The 19498-nt window shown below is 66.7% G+C and carries 23 protein-coding genes and 1 pseudogene; 11 read left to right on the top strand and 13 right to left on the bottom strand.

The features are described from left to right. The first annotated feature begins 14 nt into the window (after positions 1-14). Positions 15-425 (top strand): cupin domain-containing protein, encoded by a 411-nt coding sequence (locus CQY20_RS09970; RefSeq protein ID WP_163700222.1) that lies wholly within the window; start codon positions 15-17, stop codon positions 423-425. 19 nt (positions 426-444) lie between these two features. Next, complete coding sequence (locus CQY20_RS09975; protein ID WP_097939920.1) at positions 445-1365, top strand: NADP-dependent oxidoreductase; 921 nt, start codon at positions 445-447, stop codon at positions 1363-1365. Here the strand turns inward: CQY20_RS09975 and CQY20_RS09980 are convergent. The 4 genes and pseudogenes from CQY20_RS09980 to CQY20_RS09990 form a co-directional block, all read right to left on the bottom strand. Then, entirely contained in the window at positions 1362-1574 is a 213-nt protein-coding gene (locus tag CQY20_RS09980; protein WP_097939921.1) for a hypothetical protein, read from the bottom strand. The genes CQY20_RS09975 and CQY20_RS09980 overlap by 4 nt on opposite strands. A 129-nt stretch (positions 1575-1703) precedes the next feature. Beyond that, positions 1704-2216 carry a DUF899 family protein gene (locus CQY20_RS09985; RefSeq protein WP_234816177.1) on the bottom strand — a complete coding sequence of 171 codons (513 nt, stop codon included), beginning with the start codon at positions 2214-2216 and terminating at the stop codon, positions 1704-1706. 118 nt (positions 2217-2334) lie between these two features. Next, positions 2335-2463: pseudogene (locus tag CQY20_RS35420) on the bottom strand (hypothetical protein); the annotation flags it as partial. Further along, positions 2463-3146 carry a DUF899 domain-containing protein gene (locus CQY20_RS09990; RefSeq protein ID WP_097939922.1) on the bottom strand — a complete coding sequence of 228 codons (684 nt, stop codon included), beginning with the start codon at positions 3144-3146 and terminating at the stop codon, positions 2463-2465. The gene CQY20_RS09990 and the pseudogene CQY20_RS35420, both read right to left, overlap by 1 nt. A 76-nt stretch (positions 3147-3222) precedes the next feature. On the opposite strand from CQY20_RS09990, the gene CQY20_RS09995 reads away from it, so the two are divergent. From CQY20_RS09995 to CQY20_RS10005, 3 genes are read left to right on the top strand one after another with little or no spacing between them, the layout of a single operon-like run. After that, positions 3223-3555 carry an ArsR/SmtB family transcription factor gene (locus tag CQY20_RS09995; RefSeq protein WP_097939989.1) on the top strand — a complete coding sequence of 111 codons (333 nt, stop codon included), beginning with the start codon at positions 3223-3225 and terminating at the stop codon, positions 3553-3555. Beyond that, positions 3552-3989, top strand: a complete 438-nt coding sequence (locus CQY20_RS10000) for an SRPBCC family protein (RefSeq protein WP_097939923.1) — start codon at positions 3552-3554, stop codon at positions 3987-3989. The genes CQY20_RS09995 and CQY20_RS10000 overlap by 4 nt, the downstream gene beginning before the upstream one ends. Continuing rightward, the gene (locus CQY20_RS10005; protein ID WP_097939924.1) at positions 3986-4369 is read left to right on the top strand and encodes an NYN domain-containing protein; all 384 of its coding nucleotides are present in this window, start codon (positions 3986-3988) and stop codon (positions 4367-4369) included. The genes CQY20_RS10000 and CQY20_RS10005 overlap by 4 nt, the downstream gene beginning before the upstream one ends. Before the next feature lies 1 nt (position 4370). Here CQY20_RS10005 and CQY20_RS10010 read toward each other — a convergent pair whose 3' ends face one another. Further along, positions 4371-4679, bottom strand: a complete 309-nt coding sequence (locus tag CQY20_RS10010) for a hypothetical protein (RefSeq protein WP_097939925.1) — start codon at positions 4677-4679, stop codon at positions 4371-4373. A gap of 67 nt (positions 4680-4746) precedes the next feature. On the opposite strand from CQY20_RS10010, the gene CQY20_RS10015 reads away from it, so the two are divergent. Then, positions 4747-5403, top strand: coding sequence for a maleylpyruvate isomerase N-terminal domain-containing protein (locus tag CQY20_RS10015; RefSeq protein ID WP_097939926.1), 657 nt, complete (start codon positions 4747-4749; stop codon positions 5401-5403). A 104-nt stretch (positions 5404-5507) separates the two neighbouring features. After that, entirely contained in the window at positions 5508-6287 is a 780-nt protein-coding gene (locus CQY20_RS10020; RefSeq protein WP_097939927.1) for an SDR family NAD(P)-dependent oxidoreductase, read from the top strand. Between the two features lie 49 nt (positions 6288-6336). Here CQY20_RS10020 and CQY20_RS10025 read toward each other — a convergent pair whose 3' ends face one another. The 4 genes from CQY20_RS10025 to CQY20_RS10040 form a co-directional block, all read right to left on the bottom strand. After that, the gene (locus tag CQY20_RS10025) at positions 6337-7275 is read right to left on the bottom strand and encodes a glycine betaine ABC transporter substrate-binding protein (RefSeq protein ID WP_097939928.1); all 939 of its coding nucleotides are present in this window, start codon (positions 7273-7275) and stop codon (positions 6337-6339) included. A 30-nt stretch (positions 7276-7305) separates the two neighbouring features. After that, positions 7306-8010: an ABC transporter permease gene (locus tag CQY20_RS10030; protein WP_234816184.1), complete on the bottom strand. Its 705-nt coding sequence runs from the start codon at positions 8008-8010 to the stop codon at positions 7306-7308. A 77-nt stretch (positions 8011-8087) separates the two neighbouring features. Beyond that, positions 8088-9290: an ABC transporter ATP-binding protein gene (locus CQY20_RS10035; RefSeq protein WP_272938803.1), complete on the bottom strand. Its 1203-nt coding sequence runs from the start codon at positions 9288-9290 to the stop codon at positions 8088-8090. Then, a complete protein-coding gene (locus CQY20_RS10040) occupies positions 9283-9930 on the bottom strand; it encodes an ABC transporter permease (protein WP_097939930.1) in 648 nt (215 codons plus the stop codon). The genes CQY20_RS10035 and CQY20_RS10040 overlap by 8 nt, the downstream gene beginning before the upstream one ends. Before the next feature lie 188 nt (positions 9931-10118). Between CQY20_RS10040 and CQY20_RS10045 the strand changes: the two genes are divergently transcribed. After that, positions 10119-10574, top strand: a complete 456-nt coding sequence (locus CQY20_RS10045; RefSeq protein WP_097939991.1) for a DUF4383 domain-containing protein — start codon at positions 10119-10121, stop codon at positions 10572-10574. On the opposite strand, the gene CQY20_RS10050 is transcribed toward CQY20_RS10045, so the two are convergent. Then, a complete protein-coding gene (locus tag CQY20_RS10050) occupies positions 10550-11017 on the bottom strand; it encodes a nitroreductase/quinone reductase family protein (protein WP_097939931.1) in 468 nt (155 codons plus the stop codon). The genes CQY20_RS10045 and CQY20_RS10050 overlap by 25 nt on opposite strands. Positions 11018-11035: 18 nt before the next feature. Beyond that, positions 11036-11704 (bottom strand): MOSC domain-containing protein, encoded by a 669-nt coding sequence (locus tag CQY20_RS10055; protein WP_097939932.1) that lies wholly within the window; start codon positions 11702-11704, stop codon positions 11036-11038. 194 nt (positions 11705-11898) lie between these two features. On the opposite strand from CQY20_RS10055, the gene CQY20_RS10060 reads away from it, so the two are divergent. After that, on the top strand, positions 11899-12780 hold the full coding sequence (locus tag CQY20_RS10060; protein ID WP_097939933.1) for a TIGR03854 family LLM class F420-dependent oxidoreductase: 882 nt from the start codon (positions 11899-11901) through the stop codon (positions 12778-12780). A 23-nt stretch (positions 12781-12803) separates the two neighbouring features. Here CQY20_RS10060 and CQY20_RS10065 read toward each other — a convergent pair whose 3' ends face one another. Further along, positions 12804-14192 carry an MFS transporter gene (locus tag CQY20_RS10065; RefSeq protein WP_234816178.1) on the bottom strand — a complete coding sequence of 463 codons (1389 nt, stop codon included), beginning with the start codon at positions 14190-14192 and terminating at the stop codon, positions 12804-12806. Positions 14193-14273: 81 nt separating this feature from the next. On the opposite strand from CQY20_RS10065, the gene hrpA reads away from it, so the two are divergent. After that, positions 14274-18215 carry an ATP-dependent RNA helicase HrpA gene (hrpA, locus tag CQY20_RS10070; protein WP_371871071.1) on the top strand — a complete coding sequence of 1314 codons (3942 nt, stop codon included), beginning with the start codon at positions 14274-14276 and terminating at the stop codon, positions 18213-18215. Further along, complete coding sequence (locus tag CQY20_RS10075) at positions 18212-18520, top strand: hypothetical protein (RefSeq protein ID WP_097939935.1); 309 nt, start codon at positions 18212-18214, stop codon at positions 18518-18520. The genes hrpA and CQY20_RS10075 overlap by 4 nt, the downstream gene beginning before the upstream one ends. Here CQY20_RS10075 and CQY20_RS10080 read toward each other — a convergent pair. Continuing rightward, complete coding sequence (locus CQY20_RS10080; RefSeq protein WP_234816179.1) at positions 18517-18915, bottom strand: hypothetical protein; 399 nt, start codon at positions 18913-18915, stop codon at positions 18517-18519. The two genes, CQY20_RS10075 and CQY20_RS10080, sit on opposite strands and share 4 nt — an antisense overlap. Positions 18916-19498 lie beyond the last annotated feature (583 nt).

Below are 19498 nucleotides of genomic sequence, written 5' to 3' on the forward strand. Positions count from 1 at the left end.
GACGCGGTTCAGCCATGCTGAACGCCGGAAACGTCAAAGTCACGGACCTCCTGTGCGTGACGCCGCCGTGGATTCCCGAAGGTGCGCATGCGATGACACAAGTCGTAGAACTTCCTCCCGCAGACGACGGCGTCGCGCCGCATCGCCATTCCGGGCCGGTTTTCGGATATGTACTCGAGGGCCGCATCCTGTTCGAGCTCGAGGGCGAAGCGCCCCGGGAAATCGTTGCAGGCGACGCGTTCTGGGAGCCGGGCGGCGATGTCGTGCATTACCAGGTTGCGAATTTGGAGCAAAACAGCTGGAGCCGGTTCCTCGCTGTGTGCATTTGCGCACCAGGAATCGACATGATCACCATGCTCGAACCGGACGAGATCGCGGCCCGCGACCATCTTCGCCACCCGAGCGCCCGCCGACACACCCAGTGACCCAGAAGGGGAACCAGTTATGCAAGCAATCGTCGCGCGCGACCGCACCGCAGGCATTTCCGGGCTCTCGCTGGAGGACATGCCCTACCCGCACATGGCCGAGAACGACGTCATCGTCAAGGTGCACGCCGCCGCGTTCACCCCTGATGAGCTCGAATGGCCCGGCACATGGACCGATCGCGCGGGCCGGGACAGGGCCCCGACGATCCCTGGGCACGAGGTGTCCGGTGTGGTCGCCGAATTGGGCTTCGGCACAACCGGACTAGCGGTCGGTCAGCGGGTGTTCGGGCTCACCGATTGGGCCCGCAACGGCACGCTCGCCGAATATGTCGCGGTCGAGGCCCGTAACCTGTCCCCGCTGTCGGACGGCGTCGACCACGTTGTCGCGGCCGCGCTGCCGATGCCCGGGCTGACCGCGTGGCAGGGGCTGTTCGAGCACGGTCGCCTCGCCTCCGGGCAGACCGTCCTGGTGCACGGCGCGGCGGGCGGCGTCGGTTCGGTCGCCGTGCAACTGGCCCACGAGGCCGGCGCCTGGGTCATCGGCACGGGACGTGGGGGCCACCGCGACATCGTGTTGCATCTGGGTGCCGACGACTTCGTGGACCTGCAGCAGGACCGTCTCGAGGACCTCGGCAAGGTGGATGTGGTGTTCGACGTCCTCGGTGGCGAGATTCTCGATCGCTCAACGCAACTGGTACGCACCGGCGGCACCGTCGTCACCATCGCCGAGCCGCCCCGGATCGAGCCGGACGGCGGTCGGGCGATTTTCTTCATCGTCGAGCCCGACAGACGCCAGCTAGCGGATCTGGAACACCGCCTTCGTGATGGCCGGTTGCAACCCCTCGTCGGAGCGGTATTCCCGCTCGCGCAGGCGATTTCGGCGTTCGACCCGCGCAACCGTGGTCACGGCAAGACGGTCATCCGCGTCGCGGAGGATTAGCCGTCGCTCGACCCGGCGTGGATCGCGGGTTGGGCAACCGCGATTTCGGGGGTCGTCGGCGGTGTCTCCTGAGTGCTGGTGGCGCCCACACTCATCTCGCCGGAACTGACCGTGAGCGCCGGCTGCATCTGTTGCTGCGTGATCGCTACGGTCGTGGCTCCGAAGGCCACCACGGCGCATCCGCCGATCACCGCTACCAATTTGTTCACTGTCTACCCGCCTTTCGAACTCCTCCTTGAGCGGGCAAAACGTAACCTCGGCCGCTGAACGACCGCTGAAGTCGCACTGCTAGAAATCTGTAATTTGCCTATGCTTGAATTCATTTCAGGTTTGGTGGTTCACCCGGTGAGATCGTCCGACCGCCCGGCCGCCAACCGGGACAACTGCGGTATCGGTCGGCCGTCGATCCGCGTGTTGTGAGAGTCGTCCATCACCCACTGCTGCGGCCAACCGGCAGGCGAATCCTCCCACGGCTCTTGGCGTCCGTACACGGTCATATCCATCAACGCGTAGCTGTAGTCCATCGCCTCCACTCCGCGCAAAGTCGTCCAGTACGTCTCGAAAACACGATCGCCGTCGCGCAGATAACACACGATGTGCATCATCCCGACCGTGCGCCCAACCAGCAGCATCTCCAGGGAGGGGAGCGCCGAATACCACGGCACCGTCCAGCCCATGAACTCGCGGTAGCGAGCGCTTTCCGGGAAGGGGCCCTGGCAGAACACCGCGTAGGTGATGTCGCGGGAATGCAGGTAGCACAACTCGTCGACCTGCGTGGTGACCCATGTGCAGCCCTCGCATTGCTCGGGTGCGGGCTTGCCGGGGTGCCACATGTGGTAATAGGCGAGCAACTGTCGCCGCCCCTCGAACGCGTCGAGTAGTGTGACCGTTCCATCCTGGTCCGATCAGCGGTAGCTCGGCGTTCACCTCGACCATGGGAAGGCGCCGCCGAGCCGCGGCGATCGCGTCGCCTTCGCGCGTGTGCGCTTTCTCACGAACGCGCAACGCGTCGAGCTGGGCTTGGAATTCGGCTCGCTCGGCGATCGTCGGCGTGGGCGCATTCCAGACCGAATCACGATGGGGGGAAGCGTTATACATCACTTGCTCCCGTTATATTCGTCGTGCCAGCGCCACCATTCGTACGGTTTGGTCTGCGGGTAACCCTCGGGAGAGTCCTCCCAGCTCTCTTGCCGGCCCAGCGCGGTCATGTCGAGGAACGCGAACGTGTTGACGAAGACTTCGTCACCGCGGTTGTTGATGAAGTAGGTGCGATAGATACGGTCGCCGTCGCGGATGAAGGCGTTGGTTCCATGCCATTCGTCCACTCCGAAATCGGTGTCGAATGTGCCGTCGGGTTCGGGAACGATTGTGTACCAAGGGATGTCCCAGCCCATTCGCGCCTTTATTCGGGCCAGATCGGCCTGCGAACCGCGCGAGACGTAAACCAGCGCGGTGTCGCGCGCGTTGAGATGGGCGAGATTGCCGATGTGGTCGGCCATCAACGAACAGCCCACACACCCGTGGTCGGGCCAGCCGTGCACGCCGGGATCAACGAACGCGCGATAGGCGATCAACTGGCGGCGGCCCTGGAAGAGATCGAGCAGACCAACGCGTCCCTCCGGCCCGTCGAACGCGTAGGGCTTCTCGACCGGAGTCCACGGCATACGCCGGCGCATCGCGGCCATCGCATCGCGGGACCTGGTCAGTTCCTTTTCCTTCACGAGTAGTTCCTGCAGCGCGTCGTCCCATTCCTGCGCCGACACGATCGGAGGCGTATGCATGATCGACCCTAACGTTCAACATATCGGTTGAATATCTTTCTTCAGCACACCACGGATGGCCGATATAGTCAACAAGATGGTTGAAGATCAGCTCTTGGACCGGGCCTACGGCGCGCTTGCCGATCCGACCCGGCGCCGGTTGCTGCAGACCCTGCGTCAGGGCGACGCCCGGATCACCGACTTGGCGGCCCCGCTGCCGATGAGTTTCGCCGCGGTGTCGCGTCACGTCGGTGTGTTGGAGGCGGCGGGACTGGTGCGGCGCGAGATTCGCGGTCGCGAGCATTGGCTGTCGCTCCACCCGGACGGCTTGTCGGCGGCCCAGCAGTGGATCAACGAGCAGACCGACTTCTGGTCGACGCGGGCAGACGCGTTGGCAAAGCGACTGCGCAACAAACGGACTGCGCGATGAACGGCGCGGCCACGGTCCGCGTGCAGCGGGTCATGCCCGCCGATCCCGATGTGGTGTTCGACCAGTGGCTCGACCGCGAGGCGTTGCAGGACTGGATGTGCCCGCGACCCGTGCGTGTGCTGGACGTCGCCGTCGATCCGCGTGTCGGCGGGATCATGCGCTTGGACGTCGACGATTCGGGCAGCCGAGTCCTGATCACCGGGCAGTTCCTGACGATCGAGCGGCCGCGACTGCTGCGCTTCACATGGACCAACTCCGACTGGGCGGATCCGACCAGGGAAAGCATCGTGCAGGTCACGTTCGAGCCGGTCGGCCCGCAGGAGACGCTGATGTCGATCGAGCATTCCCTGCTTCCCCCAGAGGAATTCGACAGCTTCGACAACGGCTGGGCCCTCACCGTCGAGCAACTGGCCGCCGCACTGGGTAGCAAATGACGCAGCACTGGATCGTCGACGCGATGAACGTGATCGGCAGCCGCCCCGACGGCTGGTGGAAGGACCGCCGCGGCGCGCTGCTTCGGCTGGTCGAATCGTTGGAGCGGTGGGCGTCGCTACGCGACGACCGCGTCACGGTGGTGTTGGAGCGCCCGATGTCCCCGCCGATCGAATCGAGATCGATCGAGGTGGTGTGTGCACCGCGGGCAGCGGCCAACTCAGCCGACGACGAGATCGTCCGATTGGTGCAGGCGGCACACCGGCCGCATCATCTCACCGTCGTGACATCGGATCGGACGCTGGCGGACCGGGTCGGCGTCGCAGGAGCATCGGTGTATCCCGCCGCGACGTTCCGCGACGACATCGACCCGGCGGGCTGACCTAACCGCCGCTTTGTATCAGGCCGTAGCAGACACCCCAGTGCTCGGGCGTGCACGGGATGCCGTTCACGGTGTCGAACCCATTGGGATTCCGCACGATGTTCGGCCCGCCGCCCGACGGGGGCACGGGTGGGATCGGTGCGGCCGCGCCGCCGCCGGCGCCGCTGGTACACACCCCGTCGAAACGGCTCGGCTTGGTGCCCCACGGGCATGTGTTGTCGGCTGCGGCGGGTGAGGAAACCACCAACGGCGCCGCGGCGAACGCCACTGCACACCCGAGAACCATCACTCCGCGCTTCACAGTCACCATCTCTAACGTCTCCGAACCTCGCACCCGACCCGGCACAGCCTAACCCGGGCGCTGCTAGCTTGCGGCCATGAACCTCTTTTCGACTGCGTGGGCGGCGCTGCGAGCCGAGGTCGCGAACCTGCCCGACGAGGCCTTCGACCAGCCGTCGGGCTGTGCGGGCTGGCTGGTGCGCGACCTGGTCTGCCATCTCGTCATCGACGCCCAGGACGTGCTGATCACGCTGGTCACACCCGCCGACGCCGAGCCGACCAGGAACGCCGTCACCTATTGGGAGGTCAGCAGCGAAGTGCCCACCGGCGACGACCCGCTCGACGCGCTGACCGTCCGCCTGGCGGCCGCCTACGGCGATCCCGCCCTGCTGAAATTCCATCTCGACGACGTCGGCGCCGCCGCGGGCCGGGCCGCCGAACTGTGCGATCCGGCCATGCGGGTGAGCACCCGCGGCCACGTGCTCACCGCCGGCGACTATCTGTCTGCCTACGTCCTGGAGTGGACGCTGCACCACCTCGACCTGACGGCGCACCTGACCGCCGCTGGCCAACCGCCCGCGGAGGCGTTGGCGAGGTCGCGCGCGATGCTCGAGCAGATCGCGGGCGCGGAGTTTCCCGCGGCGTTCTCCGACGCCGACGCGCTGTTGGTGGGCACCGGGCGGCGCCGCGCCAACGACGTCGAGAGGTCGGCACTGGGGGAGTTGGCCGCCAAGCTCCCGCTCGTGGTCGGCTGACGCGATTTAGGCGCGCGCAGCGGCGCTCAGCGCACGCCAGCGCGCCGAAATCACACCGACGACGACTAGCGTGTGCCCGGGGACACCGGCGATGCGGAGGCGATGTGCGGATCGATCTGAGCGGTAAGACGGCATTGGTGACCGGATCGACGCAGGGGATCGGCCTCGCGATCGCCAAGGGCCTTGCCGAAGCCGGGGCCCGTGTCCTGATCAACGGGCGCCAGGCCGCGCGTGTCGACGCCGCCGTTGCCGAAGTCGAGGGCGACGCGGTCGGGGTGGCCGCCGATGTCACCACCGACGACGGTGTCGCCGCGCTGCTCGACCGCGCACCCGACGTCGACATCCTCGTCAACAACCTCGGCATCTTCGGCGCCACGCCGGCACGGGAGATCACCGATGAGCAGTGGCGCACCTACTTCGACGTCAATGTCTTGGCGGCGGTGCGACTCATTCGTCGGTATCTGCCAGGGATGGAAGCACGCGGTTGGGGGCGAATCATCCAGATCGCCAGCGACTCCGCGATCGTCACACCCGAGGAGATGGTCCACTACGGCGTCACCAAGACCGCGTTGCTCGCGGTGACCCGTGGATTCGCCAAGGACACAGCCGGTTCCGGTGTCACCGTCAACTCCGTCATCGCGGGGCCCACGCACACCGCAGGCGTTGAGGAGTTCGTCTACCAGTTGGTCGATCGCAGCCTGCCGTGGGACGAGGCGCAGCGAGAGTTCATGAAGAAGTACCGGCCGCAATCGCTGCTGGGCCGCCTCATCGAGCCCGAGGAGATCGCGAACATGGTGACCTATCTCAGCTCGCCGCTGGCCTCGGCCACCACCGGCGGGGCGGTGCGGGCAGACGGCGGATACGTCGACTCGATCCTGCCGTAGGCGATTTCGGCGCGCGCAGGGGCGCTGAGCGCACGTTAGCGCGCCGAAATCACGTCAGCAGGCCCTCTTTGATCAGCCAGTCGCGGGCGACGAGCGCCGGATCGTCGCCTTCGGTGTCGACCTTGGCGTTGAGCTCCAGCATCACCTCGTTGGTCAGTCGCGGGCTCAGCGCACCGAAGATCTCCGCCAGTTCCGGATGCTCCTCGAGCACTTTGCTGTTCACGACGGCCGACAGGTTGTAGTGCGGGAAGAAGTTCTTGTCGTCCTCGAGCACCCGCAGCTTCAGGCCGGGGATGCGGCCGTCGGTGGTGAAGACCTCGCCGAAGTTGCATTCGCCGTTGGCGGTCGCGGTGTAGATGACGCCGGTGTCGAGCATGGTGACCCGACCCAGCTGTTGGCGAGACAACCCGTAGGTCTTCAGCATGGGCTCGAAACCGTCGTTGCGGCTGGCGAATTCGCTCTCGATGCAGAAGGTCAGATCCTCGCGGTTGAGCTTGGTCAGATCGGACAGCGTCGTCACTCCGAGGCGCTGCGCCTCCGACTCGCGGATGGCGAACGCATACGTGTCGTCCATGGGGGCGGGCGGTAGCCAGGTCAGGCCGTTCTTGGCGTCGGCATCCTTGATCGCCTGATACTGTGCCGCTTCGCCTTTCACCGGGTTCTCGTTGCCCAGGTAGTTGATCCACCCGGTGCCGGTGTACTCCGGCGACACGTCGGCCTCGCCGCTGGTCATCGCGTGCCTGGCGCCGAAGCTGCCGGGGATGTTGGTCAGGTTGGTCACTTCGGCGCCCGCGGCGGCCAGCACCGTCGCGTACATGTTCCCGAGGATCAGCTGCTCGGTGAAATCCTTGGCGGCGACGGTCAACTTCACCCCGTCGAGTGAGTCGTAGTGACCGATGATGCCCGGCCGCGCCTCGAGCACCGCGCCGCTGGCCGACTGCAACCCGCAGCCCGCAACCAGCCCGGCGAGCAGAACACCTAACAGCATCAGAGCGCTTCTCTGGCGAATCCTCATGATTCACAGCCCCTTCGGCGCGGCGAGTATCTCCGCGACCCGCGCCAGCCAGTCGATGAACAGCGCCAGTGCCGCCACCAGCACCGCGCCGACGATCAGCGTCACGCTCTGCTGCAGCTTGATCCCGGTGGTGATCAGTTGGCCGAGTCCGCCCGCGCCGGTGAACGACGCCAGCGCGGCCGTGCCTACGATGAGCACAAGCGCGGTGCGGACGCCTGCGACGATCACCGGAAGCGCCAGCGGCAGTTCGATCCGCATCAACGTCGACCATGCCGACATGCCCATGCCGCGCGACGCCTCGACCAATCGGGGGTCGACGCCGTCGAGGCCCGTGACGGTGTTGGCGATGATCGGCAGCGCACCGTAGACCGTCAGCGCGATGACCGCGCCGAGAGGGCCGATGCCGAACAGCACCGCACCCAACGCGATCAATCCGATCGCCGGTGCGGCCTGACCGAATCCGGCGACGGTGATGATCGGTTTCGAATAGCGCCGAAACCTTCCGCGCGTCAACGCAATTCCCAATGGGATCGCCACTGCGCAGGTGAGCACGGTCGCGGCGAGGCTGACGGTCATGTGCTCGCGGAGCAATGTCAGCAGCTGCGGAACCGCAAGCGAGCGGCGCTCGGACTCCGAAACCTGCGCGTTGTGCACGAACAGAAGCGAGCCGACGACGATCACAATGCAGACGAGCGGCTGCACCAGCAACCGACCGAGGCCGGGTCCACGACGGCGCGCCGACGGTTCGGTACCGGCGCCGACCTCGTTCTCGACACTGACGACGGTCACGACGCGGTCCCCGACGGTTCTCCGCTGCGGCGCAGATTCTCCATCGCGTCCATGATCGTTTCGACCCTGACCACGCCTTGATACGTGTTGCGCCGACCGGTCACCACCACGACGCCGTGCGACGACGTCAACATCTCGTCGAGCGCGTCGTTGAGGGTGGACGCCAGGCTGACGCATTCGAGCGCCTCGTCGCGCGCGACGCCGGTGAGCGCGCCCGAATCCTCCAGCTCGGTCAGCGACATCCAACGCTGCGGCCGGTCCTGTTCGTCGAGCACGATGACGTGCTCGCGATCCAGGGCGCGGGCCGCCTCGATGGCCATGGCCGGATCGCCGCCGACGTGTGCCACCGCGGCCTCGTGCAGGTCGACATCGCGAACCCTGGTCAGCGTCAGCTGTTTGAGCGCGGCGCCGGCGCCGACGAAACTGCGCACGAAGTCGTTGGCCGGCTCGGAGAGGATGCGGTCAGGGGTGTCGTACTGCGCGATCCGTGATCCCTTCTGCAGGATCGCGATCCGGTCGCCGAGCTTGACCGCCTCGTCGAAATCGTGGGTGACGAAGACGATGGTCTTGCGGAGCTCGTCGTGCAGGCGCAGCAATTCGTCTTGCAGCCGCTGCCGGGTGATGGGATCGACAGCACCGAACGGTTCGTCCATCAGCAGCACAGGGGGGTCGGCGGCCAGCGCGCGTGCCACACCGACTCGTTGCTGCTGGCCGCCCGACAGCTCGCGGGGGTAGCGGTCGCGATATTGGCCCGGCTCCAGGCTGACCAGATCGAGCAGCTCGTCGACGCGGGCCGCGATGCGTTTCTTGTCCCACTTCAACAACCGCGGCACGATCGCGATGTTGTCGCCGACGCTGAGGTGTGGGAACAGCCCCGCGCCCTGGATGACGTATCCGATGTGTCGGCGCAACTGGTCGGGATTGCGGTGGGTGACATCGTCATCGCCGATGAGGATCCGTCCGCTGGTCGGCTCGATCAGCCGGTTGATCATCTTCATCGTCGTGGTCTTGCCGCACCCCGACGGCCCGACGAGCATGACGATCTGGCCCGCCGGGATCTCCATCGTGATGTTGTCGACGGCGGGTTCGTCTTGTCCGTCGTAGCGCTTCGTCACACCCTCGAGCAGGATCCTGGCGCCTCCAGCCGCTGCACCGGCCTCCTCAGCGGCTGCAGCCCTGGTGGTTGTCGATTCAGACACGAATCCCCCTCGGAACGGTAAGACGAGTAAGCAAATTCAGCACGGTATCGAGAATGACGGCGAGAATCAGAATGCCCACGGTGGCAGCGACGATCGAATTGGTCGCATTGGCGCCACCCATTCGGGAAATCCCGGAGAAGATGTAACCACCCAGACCAGGGCCCAACGCGAAGGCGGCAATGGCCGCGATGCCCATGAGCATCTGCGCGGACACACGCACGCCGGTCATGATCACCGGCCACGCGAGCGGCAATTCCAACCGCACCAGCGTGGCCAGGCGGCTCATCCCCATGCCGCGCGCGGATTCGACCAGCGTCTGGTCGACACCGGTGAGGCCGACCACCACGTTCCGCAGGATCGGGAAAATGCCGAAGAAGACCAGCAGAATCACCGACGGCAGCACCCCGAGCCCAACAATTCCGACCAGGATCCCGAGCAGCGCATAGGACGGCACGGTCAAACCGATGGCAGTGGCGCTGTTGCCGATGGCCACTCCGACCGGCGACCGGTAGATCAACACCCCGAGCACGATGGCGATGACGGTGGCCAGCAGGAGCGTCTGAACCACGAGGCTCATGTGCTGGTAGGCGAGGAATGACAGAACCGGCCATCGGTCGCGAACAAACTCTATGAAGCCCATAGCGGTAGCAAGCCCTCGCCTCGGTGCACGTTTTTATTGCTTAGGCAGAACCCCAAGCTAACGGCGTCCGTACCCAAAATTCCACTCAGCTAAACGTCGAATTGCGACGATTTCGATCTTGGCCACATCTACTACCGGGCGTAGTATTCGGGGCGAACCCCTACCGACAAGCCCGAGAGGTGCAGTTCGTGAAGTGGAGTTTCGCTCAGATCGGCCTGTTCATCATCGCCCTCTTCCACGTCATCCAGGCGGTGATCGGCTTCATCGCAAACCCGAGTTTCGCAACCGGTCCCGACGCGCCGACCGTGCAGATCTTCTGGATGGATTACAACGGCTGGCATGCCGTCGGCGGACTAGCACTGTTCGCGCCGGGACTGGTGTTCGCGATGCGCAAGTCCTGGTCCGTGCTGTATCTGCTGATCGCCGCGGTTGCGGGGGCGCTGCCGGGGATCTGGGCGTTTTTCTCGCATCAGGTCGCGTTCGTCCTGACCTTTCCGAACAACCTCACTGACGCGGTGGTGCACCTGGTGACCGCGGCGGTGATGATCGCCGTGGCCCTCATCCAGATCTCGATGGACGGCGGCCTGCGCAACTCGTTCGCCGATCTTCACAAGGACAATCAGGCGAACCGAAAGACGGGGTAGTCGTCGACGATTCGGGCGAAGTCCTCGAGCGGCGCGCGCCGGTCGACCGGAAAGAACGGCCGCGCACCGGGAGCCAGTTCGAGATACCGGCGCAGGATCGCGGGGCGTTTCTCTGAGAAGTCCTCGACGAGCGAGACGTTCTCCCGCCGACGGCGTGTCAGCAGCACGGCGTGTCCGTCGGCGCGCAGGTTGTGCACCCAGTTCGTCTTCTGCCCCAGCATCGCCACCACATAACGCTCACCGTCATGGTCGACGACCACAATGGGAAACGAGATCGTCCGCCCGGATTTGCGGCCGCGCACCTCGAGGGTGGCGGCCTGGCCGGGACCGATGCCTGCGGCAAATGCTATGGCGCTGAGTCGGTTCGAGATGCGCGCCGACCAACTGGGGCGGCCGCCGCGGTAATTCCAGCGTTGGTATGCACTGAAGACTTCGCGGAGCATGGCCCCGACTCTAGCTTTTCAGTCCGCCGTCACCGCGAGGCGGCGGCGCGCATAGTTCTTCAGTTCGGCTGACAGCGCGTCAACCGTCAGCAATCGGGGCAGCAGAGCGGGCTCCGACATCCGGGCACGGAAAACCAGGCCCACAGTCACGTCGTGATCGGGCCGGTAATCCAGCGAGATCGCATCGCCTGCGCGCACCTCACCGGGCGAGATGACGCGCAGATAGGCGCCGGGCTTGCCGGCATCGGTGAACGTCTTGATCCAGCCCTTCAATTGCAGGAAGGCCGAGAACGTGCGGCACGGTGTGCGAACCGCACAGACCTCCAGCAGGGGGCCGTCGCTGCCGACTCGCCAGCGTTCCCCGATCAGCGCGTTGGTGACGTCGATTCCGGCCGTGGTGAAGTTCTCGCCGAACATTCCGTTTGTCAGCGGACGCGAGAGCCGGTTCTCCCACTCGTCGAGGTCTTCGCGCGCGTAGGCGTAGACGGCCTGGTCGTCGCCGCCGTGCAGCCGCCGATTGCCGATGGTGTCGCCGACCAGTCCGCTGCCGGCCCCGCCGCGCATCGGGCCCGGAGAACGGACCATGACCGCATCGGAGGTGGGCGCCTTGTCGATACCCGTCGACCGCGACGGCGCGTCGGGATTGGTGCGGACGCGTGCCAGGTTCACCGACAGGACATGCGCCACCCCCACAGGGTATTAAGCGTCGCCCCGGTGCGCTCGCCGGGTGTGCGCTCGACGCGGGCTTGAATCTGCCTTAGCAGAAGTCCTCCTTGCAGCCGGCGCTGACGGCATGACATTGAACCGATCCGCGCCCCAGGCACAAAGGCCGCTGCTGCGTGTTGCGATGTGGAGAAGACCGTTGAGCCGAGGAGGCGTGGGTGAAGATCCGGTTCGGAGTCAGTCTGGGAGCCGACACCGGCCCCGGTGAGCTGTTCGACGCCATCGACTATCTGGAGAGCGCAGGCGTCGACTCGCTGTGGTTCTCCGAACTGGTGTACTCCACCGCCGTCGACCCCGTCGTCGGCATGTCGGTGGCGTTGGCGCGCACCAAGCGGCTGAAGGTCGGCACCTCGGTCGCGGTGCTGCCCGGGCGCCATCCGGTGTTGGTCGCCAAACAGTTGGCGTCGCTCGCGGCGGTGGCACCCAAACGGGTGCTGCCCGTCTTCGGTCTGCGCTCGGCGCTGCCCGTCGAGCGCGACCTGTTCCCGGTTCCCGACGGCAAACGCGCCGAGGTGTTCGACGAGGCGTTGCGCCTCTTGCGCGTCGCGTTGCGTGACGACGACGTCACCTTCACCGGCAACCACTTCACCGTGCGCGACGTGCGGGTGATGCCGAAACCGTCTCCACCGCTTGATATTTGGATCGGCGGCGCGTCGCCTGCGGCATTCCGGCGCATCGGCGCGCTCGGCGACGGCTGGCTGGGCAGCTTCCTGACGCCCGCCGAGGCGGGCCGCGCCCGTGACGCGATCAGCACCGCCGCCGTGCAGGCCGGCCGCGACATCGAGAACGACCACTTCGGGATCAGCCTCGCTGTCGGCGGCGGCGAACTGCCTGCGCCGGTGGTGGCGTCGATTCGCAAGCGTCGACCCGATCTCGACCCGTCCGAGCTCGTCGCCGCCGACTGGCCGACACTGCACCGTCGGCTCGACGACTACATCGACGCCGGGCTGAGCAAGTTCGTGATCCGGCCCGCCGGAAATCTGCGCACAGCCGAATTCCTCGAGACCTTCGTCGCCGAGCTATTGCCGCGGCAGAACTGAAATACCCTGCGACTGCGCGTGTTTCAGCTGCGGCTCGATGCGGGGTGGTAGTCCAGCGGCGGTGGGGCGTCCGGCGTACCCGGGATCTCGGTGCCGTTGATCGGGCATCGGGCGGTTTCGGGCAGCCTGAACAACGCGACCAGGCCGACCACACAGGCCACGATCATGTAGAAGGCGGGCACCAGATCGTTGCCGGTCTCCATCACCAGCCAGTCGTTGAACGCCGGTGCCGTGCCGCCGAACAGCGATGTCGCGACGTTGTAGGCGATCGCGAAGCCGGCGTAGCGCACCTGCGTCGGGAACATCGCCGGGAAGGTCGCCGAAATGGTGGCCAGCTGCGGCACATACAGCAGCCCCAACACCGCGTAGCCGACGGTGGCCCCGACGGCGCCGGTGGCGATCAGCAGGAACATCGGCACCGCCAGCACGATCAGCCCGATCAGCGAGACCCGCCACAGCGGCTTGCGCCCGAACCGGTCGGACAGGTGGCCGGTGAACGGCACGAACACCATCATCGCCAGCATCCCGATGATGGGCACCACCAGTGACATGTCGGTGGACAGGCCGATGGTGTTCTTCAAATACGTCGGCATATACGTCAATAACGTGTAGTTGACGACGTTCAGCGCGACGACCAGGCCGCCCAGCCGCAGGATCGGCGCCCAGTAGTCGAGGAACAGCTGCTTGAACTCCGTGCCGACGCCCTCCTGGTCGTGGCCGCTGTCCTCCAGTTCCCGGAAGACGGGGGTCTCGTCCAGGCGGCTGCGCAGATAGAGGCCGATGAGGCCGAGCGGCGCGGCGACGAGGAACGGCAGGCGCCAGCCCCACGTTCCCATCTGATCCTCGGTGAGCAGGAGTTGAAAGCCGAGCATCAACAGCGCGCCGATCGAGAATCCGGCGAGCGTGCCGAACTCCAGGAACGACCCGAGGAAGCCGCGTCGACGCGACGGCGCGTACTCGGCCATGAACGTTGCGGCGCCGCCGTACTCGCCACCGGTCGAAAAGCCCTGGATGACACGCAAACACACCATGATGACCGGCGCCCAGATGCCGATCGAGGCATAGCTCGGCACCAGCCCCATGCACACGGTGGCGCCCGACATCAGCAGGATCGTGGTCGCCAGCACGCGGCGGCGACCGAGACGGTCCCCGAGCGGGCCCCACACCAAGCCGCCGAAAGGACGCGCCAAAAACGACACCGCGAAGGTCATCAACGCCAGCAACGTCGCGCTGGCGGTGTCCCCGGGAAAGATCGCCGCCGAGATGTAGCTGACGCCGTAGGTGTAGATGCCGTAGTCGAACCACTCGGTCATGTTGCCGATCGCCGACGCCGAGATGGCCTTCCTCAGTACGGGCGTCGATTCGTCGTCGACGGCGGGGGTTGACGCGTTGTCGAATTGTTCAGGTGGCACGGATCCTCCCTCTTATCCATTTGCCTGTGCCACAGGTCTGTGTTCCCCCTCACGGGGTGGAGCAACCGGATAACGCCTACCCTGGCCGGAGTGGCCGAAACGTCCGCTCGAGAGTTGCGCAAACGTCTCGACGGTCTGACCATCCGCGACGCCGCTCGTCTCGGCAGGCGCTTGAAGAACCTGCGCCGCCCCGAACCCGCGAGACTGCAGCAGCTCGCCGACCAGATCGCCGAGGCCGAGGCGCTCGTCGCCACCCGGCAAGCCGCAGTCCCGACTATCACATATCCAGATCTGCCGGTCAGCGACCGGCGTGGGGAATTGGCCGAGGCGTTGCGAAAGCACCAGGTGATCGTGGTGGCCGGGGAAACCGGCTCGGGCAAGACCACGCAGCTGCCCAAGATTTGCCTCGACATCGGCCGCGGGGTCCGCGGCACCATCGGCCACACCCAGCCGCGCCGCCTGGCCGCCCGCACCGTCGCCCAGCGGATCGCCGACGAGTTGGGCACACCGCTCGGCGACACCGTCGGCTACAGCGTCCGGTTCACCGATCAGGTCAGCGACCGCACCCTGGTCAAGCTGATGACCGACGGTATCCTGCTGGCCGAGATCCAACGCGATCGCCGCCTGCTGCGCTACGACACCCTGATCCTCGACGAGGCCCACGAGCGCAGCCTCAACATCGACTTCCTGCTCGGCTACCTGCGCGAGTTGCTGCCGCGCCGCCCCGACTTGAAGGTCATCGTCACGTCGGCGACGATCGAGCCGGAGCGTTTCTCCGCGCACTTCGGCGGCGCTCCGATCATCGAGGTGTCCGGTCGCACCTATCCGGTCGAGATCCGTTACCGCCCATTGGAAGTCGTCGTAGCGCCCGACGACGCCGATGACCCGGACGACCCGGATCACGAGGTGGTCCGCACCGAGATGCGGGACCAGACTGAGGCCATCGTCGACGCCATCGAGGAACTGCAGAGCGAGCCGCCGGGCGACATCCTGGTGTTCCTGTCCGGCGAACGCGAAATCCGCGACACCGCAGAGGCTTTGCGTCACCTCAAGAACACCGAGGTGCTGCCGCTGTACGCGCGGTTGCCGACCGCCGAACAGCAGCGCGTCTTCGCCCCTCACACCGGCCGTCGAGTGGTGTTGGCCACCAACGTCGCCGAGACGTCGCTGACCGTGCCGGGCATCCGGTACGTCGTGGACCCCGGCACGGCGCGCATCTCGCGCTATAGCCGCAGAACGAAGGTGCAGCGGCTGCCGATCGAGCCGATATCGCAGGCCTCCGCCGCGCAGCGGGCGGGCCGGTCCGGGCGCACCGCACCCGGCATCTGCATCCGGTTGTACTCCGAAGAGGACTTCGCGGCGCGTCCGCGCTACACCGACCCCGAGATTCTGCGGACCAACCTCGCGGCAGTGATCCTGCAGATGGCGGCGCTGAAACTCGGCGACATCGAACACTTCCCGTTCCTCGACCCGCCGGAGCAACGCAGCATCCGCGACGGCATCCAACTGCTGCAGGAACTCGGCGCCTTCGACCGCGACGGAGCGATCACCGACATCGGCCGCCGACTCGCCCAACTGCCGGTCGATCCGCGGCTCGCCAGGATGATCCTGCAGGCCGACGCCGAGGGCTGCGTGCGGGAAATTCTCGTGTTGGCCGCCGCGCTGTCGATACCGGACCCGCGGGAACGCCCAACCGACCGCGAGGACGCCGCGCGCCAGAAGCATGCCCGCTTCGCCGACGAGAACTCCGACTTCCTGTCCTATCTGAACCTCTGGCGCTATCTGAGCGAGCAACGAAAAGAACGCTCGGGCAACTCGTTTCGACGCATGTGCCGCGAGGAATTTCTGCACTATCTGCGCATCCGCGAGTGGCAGGACCTGGTCGGCCAACTGCGCAGCATCGCCCGTGACATGGGCATCCGCGAGCAAGACGAGCCCGCCGATCCGGCGCGCATCCACGCGGCGCTGACCGCAGGCCTGCTATCGCACATCGGCATGCGCGCAGACGATTCCCCGCGCGGGCGAGGAGCGCGAGGAGCGGGACGAGCGGAGTTCCAGGGCGCGCGCAATACGCGGTTCGTGTTGGCGCCGGGCTCGGTCCTGACCAAGCGCCCGCCGCGCTGGGTCGTCGTCGCCGACCTGGTCGAGACCAGCCGGCTCTACGGACGGATCGCGGCGCGCATCCAACCCGAAGAGGTCGAACGCGTCGCCGCGCACCTGGTGCAGCGCGCCTACAGCGAGCCGCACTGGGACGCCCAGCGCGGCGCCGTGATGGCCTACGAACGGGTGACGCTGTACGGCCTGCCGCTGGTGGCGCGGCGCCGGGTGAACTACGGGCCGATCGAGCCGCAGGTGGCGCGCGAACTGTTCATCCGGCACGCCCTGGTGCAAGGGGAGTGGCAGACCCGCCACCACTTCTTCCGCGACAACGCCCGGTTGCGCGAGGAACTGGAGGAACTCGAGGAGCGGGCGCGGCGGCGTGATCTGCTCGTCGGCGACGACGACATCTACGCGTTCTACGACGCCAGGATTCCCGCCGACATCGTCTCGGCGCGGCACTTCGACGGGTGGTGGAAGAAGCAGCGGCACAAGACACCTGACCTGCTGAGGTTGACCCGCGATGATCTGCTGCGCACCGACGACACTGCGGCCGATGAGCGGCCCGACACCTGGGAGACGGGCGATCTCTCGTTGCCGTTGAGTTATCGCTTCGAGCCCGGCGCCGCCGACGACGGCGTGACGGTGCACGTCCCGCTCGACGTGCTCACCCGGTTGGGTGGCGATCAGTTCGCCTGGCAGGTGCCCGCGCTGCGGGAGGAGTTGATCACCGCGCTCATCCGCTCGCTGCCGAAAGATCTGCGCCGCAACTTCGTTCCCGCACCCGACACCGCCCGCGCGGTGCTGGCCCATATCGATCCGGACCGCGAGCCGCTGCTGGAGGCGCTACAACGCGAATTGCGGCGCCGCACAGGGGTCTTGGTGCCGCTTGACGCGTTCGACATGGACAAGCTGCCGGCGCACCTGCGGGTGACGTTTGCCGTCGAGTCGGCGGACGGCCGAGAGGTGGCCCGCGGTAAGGACCTGACGACGCTGCAGGAACGGCTGGCGGGCACGGCACGCGACGCCGTAGCCGATGTGGTCGCCGGTGAGCTGGAACGTACCGGATTGCGGGGCTGGCCAGAAGATCTCGACGAGCTGCCGCGCGTGGTGGAGCGCACGGTCGGCGGCCGTGCGGTGCGCGGTTACCCCGCATTCGTCGACGCGGGCGCCGCGGTCGATGTGGCGGTGTTCGCCACGCAGGGTGAGCAAACCCAGGCGATGGGGCCGGGCCTCCGGCGGCTGCTGCGGCTGAGTGTGCCGTCGCCCACCAAAGCAGTTGAGCGGCAGCTCGACCCGCGAACGCGGCTGACCCTTGGCGCGAACCCGGACGGCTCATTGACGGCGCTGATCGACGACTGCGCCGACGCCGCGACGGATTCGCTTGTGTCCGGAGCGGTTTGGACACGAGCGGAGTTTGCTGCGCTGCGCGATCGTGTCGCGGCAGAGCTGGTGTCGACGACGGCCGACATTGTGGGCCGCGTCGAGAAGGTGCTGTCGGCCGCACACGACGTGCAGCTCGTCCTGCCCGCCGATCCGCCGCCGGCGCAGAGCGAGGCGATCGCCGACATCCGCGCGCAGCTCGAGCGGCTGCTGCCTGCCCGCTTCGTCACGGCGACGGGAGCCGCGCGCCTGGCCGATCTCGTCCGCTACCTGACAGCGATCCGCAGGCGCATCGACCGGCTGCCCTACGCGCTCGAGGTCGACCGTGAGCGGATGCGGCGGGTGCACGCCGTGCAGGAGGCCTACGACGAGCTGGTGGCCGCGTTGCCGCCGTCGCGGCGGGCCGCCGCAGATATCCGCGACATCGCCCGCCAGATCGACGAGCTGCGCGTGAGCCTGTGGGCGCAGCAGCTCGGCACGCCGCGACCGGTCAGCGAACAGCGCATCTACAAGGCGATCGACGCGGCTAGCATCACCGGATGAGCGAGCCGCCGCTGACCGACGACGGGCACTACGTCGTCATCAAGGGCCGACGGTGGCGCGCGACCGATCCCGCGATCCCGGAGGCTCGGCGGACGGAGTTGACCCGCATCCTGATGGCTTGGCGTCGCGAGGTGCGGCGTAGGAAAGGCACCGCCGAGGAGGCCGCGGCGCGCGCGGGCGTTCATGCGGCGAAAGTCGCACTCGGTGAACGGGGAACACCGCCGTGGTGGGAGCAGACCGACGCACAGCGGCGGGCACGCTGGGAGGCTGACGTGCCGGAGCCGGATGGCGGTGATTCGCCCTAACCGTCGCGGTTTTCGCGGTCGCGGCGGTAGTCGGACAGCGTGTAGGTCTGACCCGATCGGCGTCGGCGTTCGAGTTCTTCGATCGCGCGCTTGCGTTCGTCGGCGGGGGCGTGGATCAGTTCCCGGTACAGGTCGTTGTCGACGGCGTAGACACCCTCGACGGGCTCGCGCAGATGCCGGCGGTAGATGATGGTTGCGTAGGCGAGAACGTCCTCGCCGGCGTTCTGTCTGCGGGTGAACTCCTCACCCAGCCGTTGCAGCGCCTCGGCGCGGGTACGCCCCGAGGCCGACCAGTCCGCGCCCGGATACGCCGCCGTCCACTCGTCGCCGACCTGACTGGTCTGCGGTTCCATGTGGAAGGCGTAGCGATGCAGGTCGCCGGCCTCAGCACTCACTTCGTCCTCCTCGTCACAGCGACCCGCCGCTGTCGTCAGTGGGACTCCAGTATGTGCCGACGCCGAGGTCGGGATAGAGCACCGAGCACCGGTACATACCGAAGGTTCCTCTCGGTCGGATACACCACACCACCGGCCCGGCGGGGAGCGGTGCGAAAAGGGCACCGCTGTTCAAGCCGTGCACCGCGGGAGTCGGCTCGGGCGCTGGAAGGGTGGCGAGCGGATAGCGAAGAGAGCGAACGTGACTGGCGACTTGCGCTGCGGAGTTCTGGACCGAATCGACGACTTCGACGGCTTGGGCCAGCTGTGACCGCAGCGCGGACAAAATCGCCCGCTGAATCGAAGGCGACGGGGCAGTCGCCCCGGCTTGAGTAGTCGCGCGTGCCTGCGCAATGAGCGTGTCGAGGCGTCGGGTCCCTGTCTGGGTTGCCGCTTTCGCCCACGCACACTCCTGCATGATGGCCATAGTTGATTATTGGGCCCTTGATCGGTGCCTTCGAGCACCAGTTTCCTCGCGCCGAACGTGCAGAATTTGTGGAAAATCGGCCGGAATTTCGCAACACCTTCACGTTGGGCGACGCGG

This window comes from Mycolicibacterium agri, from assembly GCF_002553505.1.
Taxonomy (GTDB): domain Bacteria; phylum Actinomycetota; class Actinomycetes; order Mycobacteriales; family Mycobacteriaceae; genus Mycobacterium; species Mycobacterium agri.

What these genes read in the sequence shown, in the direction of transcription:
- CQY20_RS09970 (WP_163700222.1), top strand. Translation starts at nt 15, where the DNA reads ATGCTGAACGCCGGAAACGTCAAAGTCACGGACCTCCTGTGCGTGACG.
- CQY20_RS09975 (WP_097939920.1), top strand. Translation starts at nt 445, where the DNA reads ATGCAAGCAATCGTCGCGCGCGACCGCACCGCAGGCATTTCCGGGCTC.
- CQY20_RS09990 (WP_097939922.1), bottom strand. Translation starts at nt 3,146, where the DNA reads ATGCATACGCCTCCGATCGTGTCGGCGCAGGAATGGGACGACGCGCTG.
- CQY20_RS09995 (WP_097939989.1), top strand. Translation starts at nt 3,223, where the DNA reads ATGGTTGAAGATCAGCTCTTGGACCGGGCCTACGGCGCGCTTGCCGAT.
- CQY20_RS10000 (WP_097939923.1), top strand. Translation starts at nt 3,552, where the DNA reads ATGAACGGCGCGGCCACGGTCCGCGTGCAGCGGGTCATGCCCGCCGAT.
- CQY20_RS10005 (WP_097939924.1), top strand. Translation starts at nt 3,986, where the DNA reads ATGACGCAGCACTGGATCGTCGACGCGATGAACGTGATCGGCAGCCGC.
- CQY20_RS10010 (WP_097939925.1), bottom strand. Translation starts at nt 4,679, where the DNA reads ATGGTGACTGTGAAGCGCGGAGTGATGGTTCTCGGGTGTGCAGTGGCG.
- CQY20_RS10015 (WP_097939926.1), top strand. Translation starts at nt 4,747, where the DNA reads ATGAACCTCTTTTCGACTGCGTGGGCGGCGCTGCGAGCCGAGGTCGCG.
- CQY20_RS10025 (WP_097939928.1), bottom strand. Translation starts at nt 7,275, where the DNA reads ATGCTGTTAGGTGTTCTGCTCGCCGGGCTGGTTGCGGGCTGCGGGTTG.
- CQY20_RS10040 (WP_097939930.1), bottom strand. Translation starts at nt 9,930, where the DNA reads ATGGGCTTCATAGAGTTTGTTCGCGACCGATGGCCGGTTCTGTCATTC.
- CQY20_RS10050 (WP_097939931.1), bottom strand. Translation starts at nt 11,017, where the DNA reads ATGCTCCGCGAAGTCTTCAGTGCATACCAACGCTGGAATTACCGCGGC.
- CQY20_RS10075 (WP_097939935.1), top strand. Translation starts at nt 18,212, where the DNA reads ATGAGCGAGCCGCCGCTGACCGACGACGGGCACTACGTCGTCATCAAG.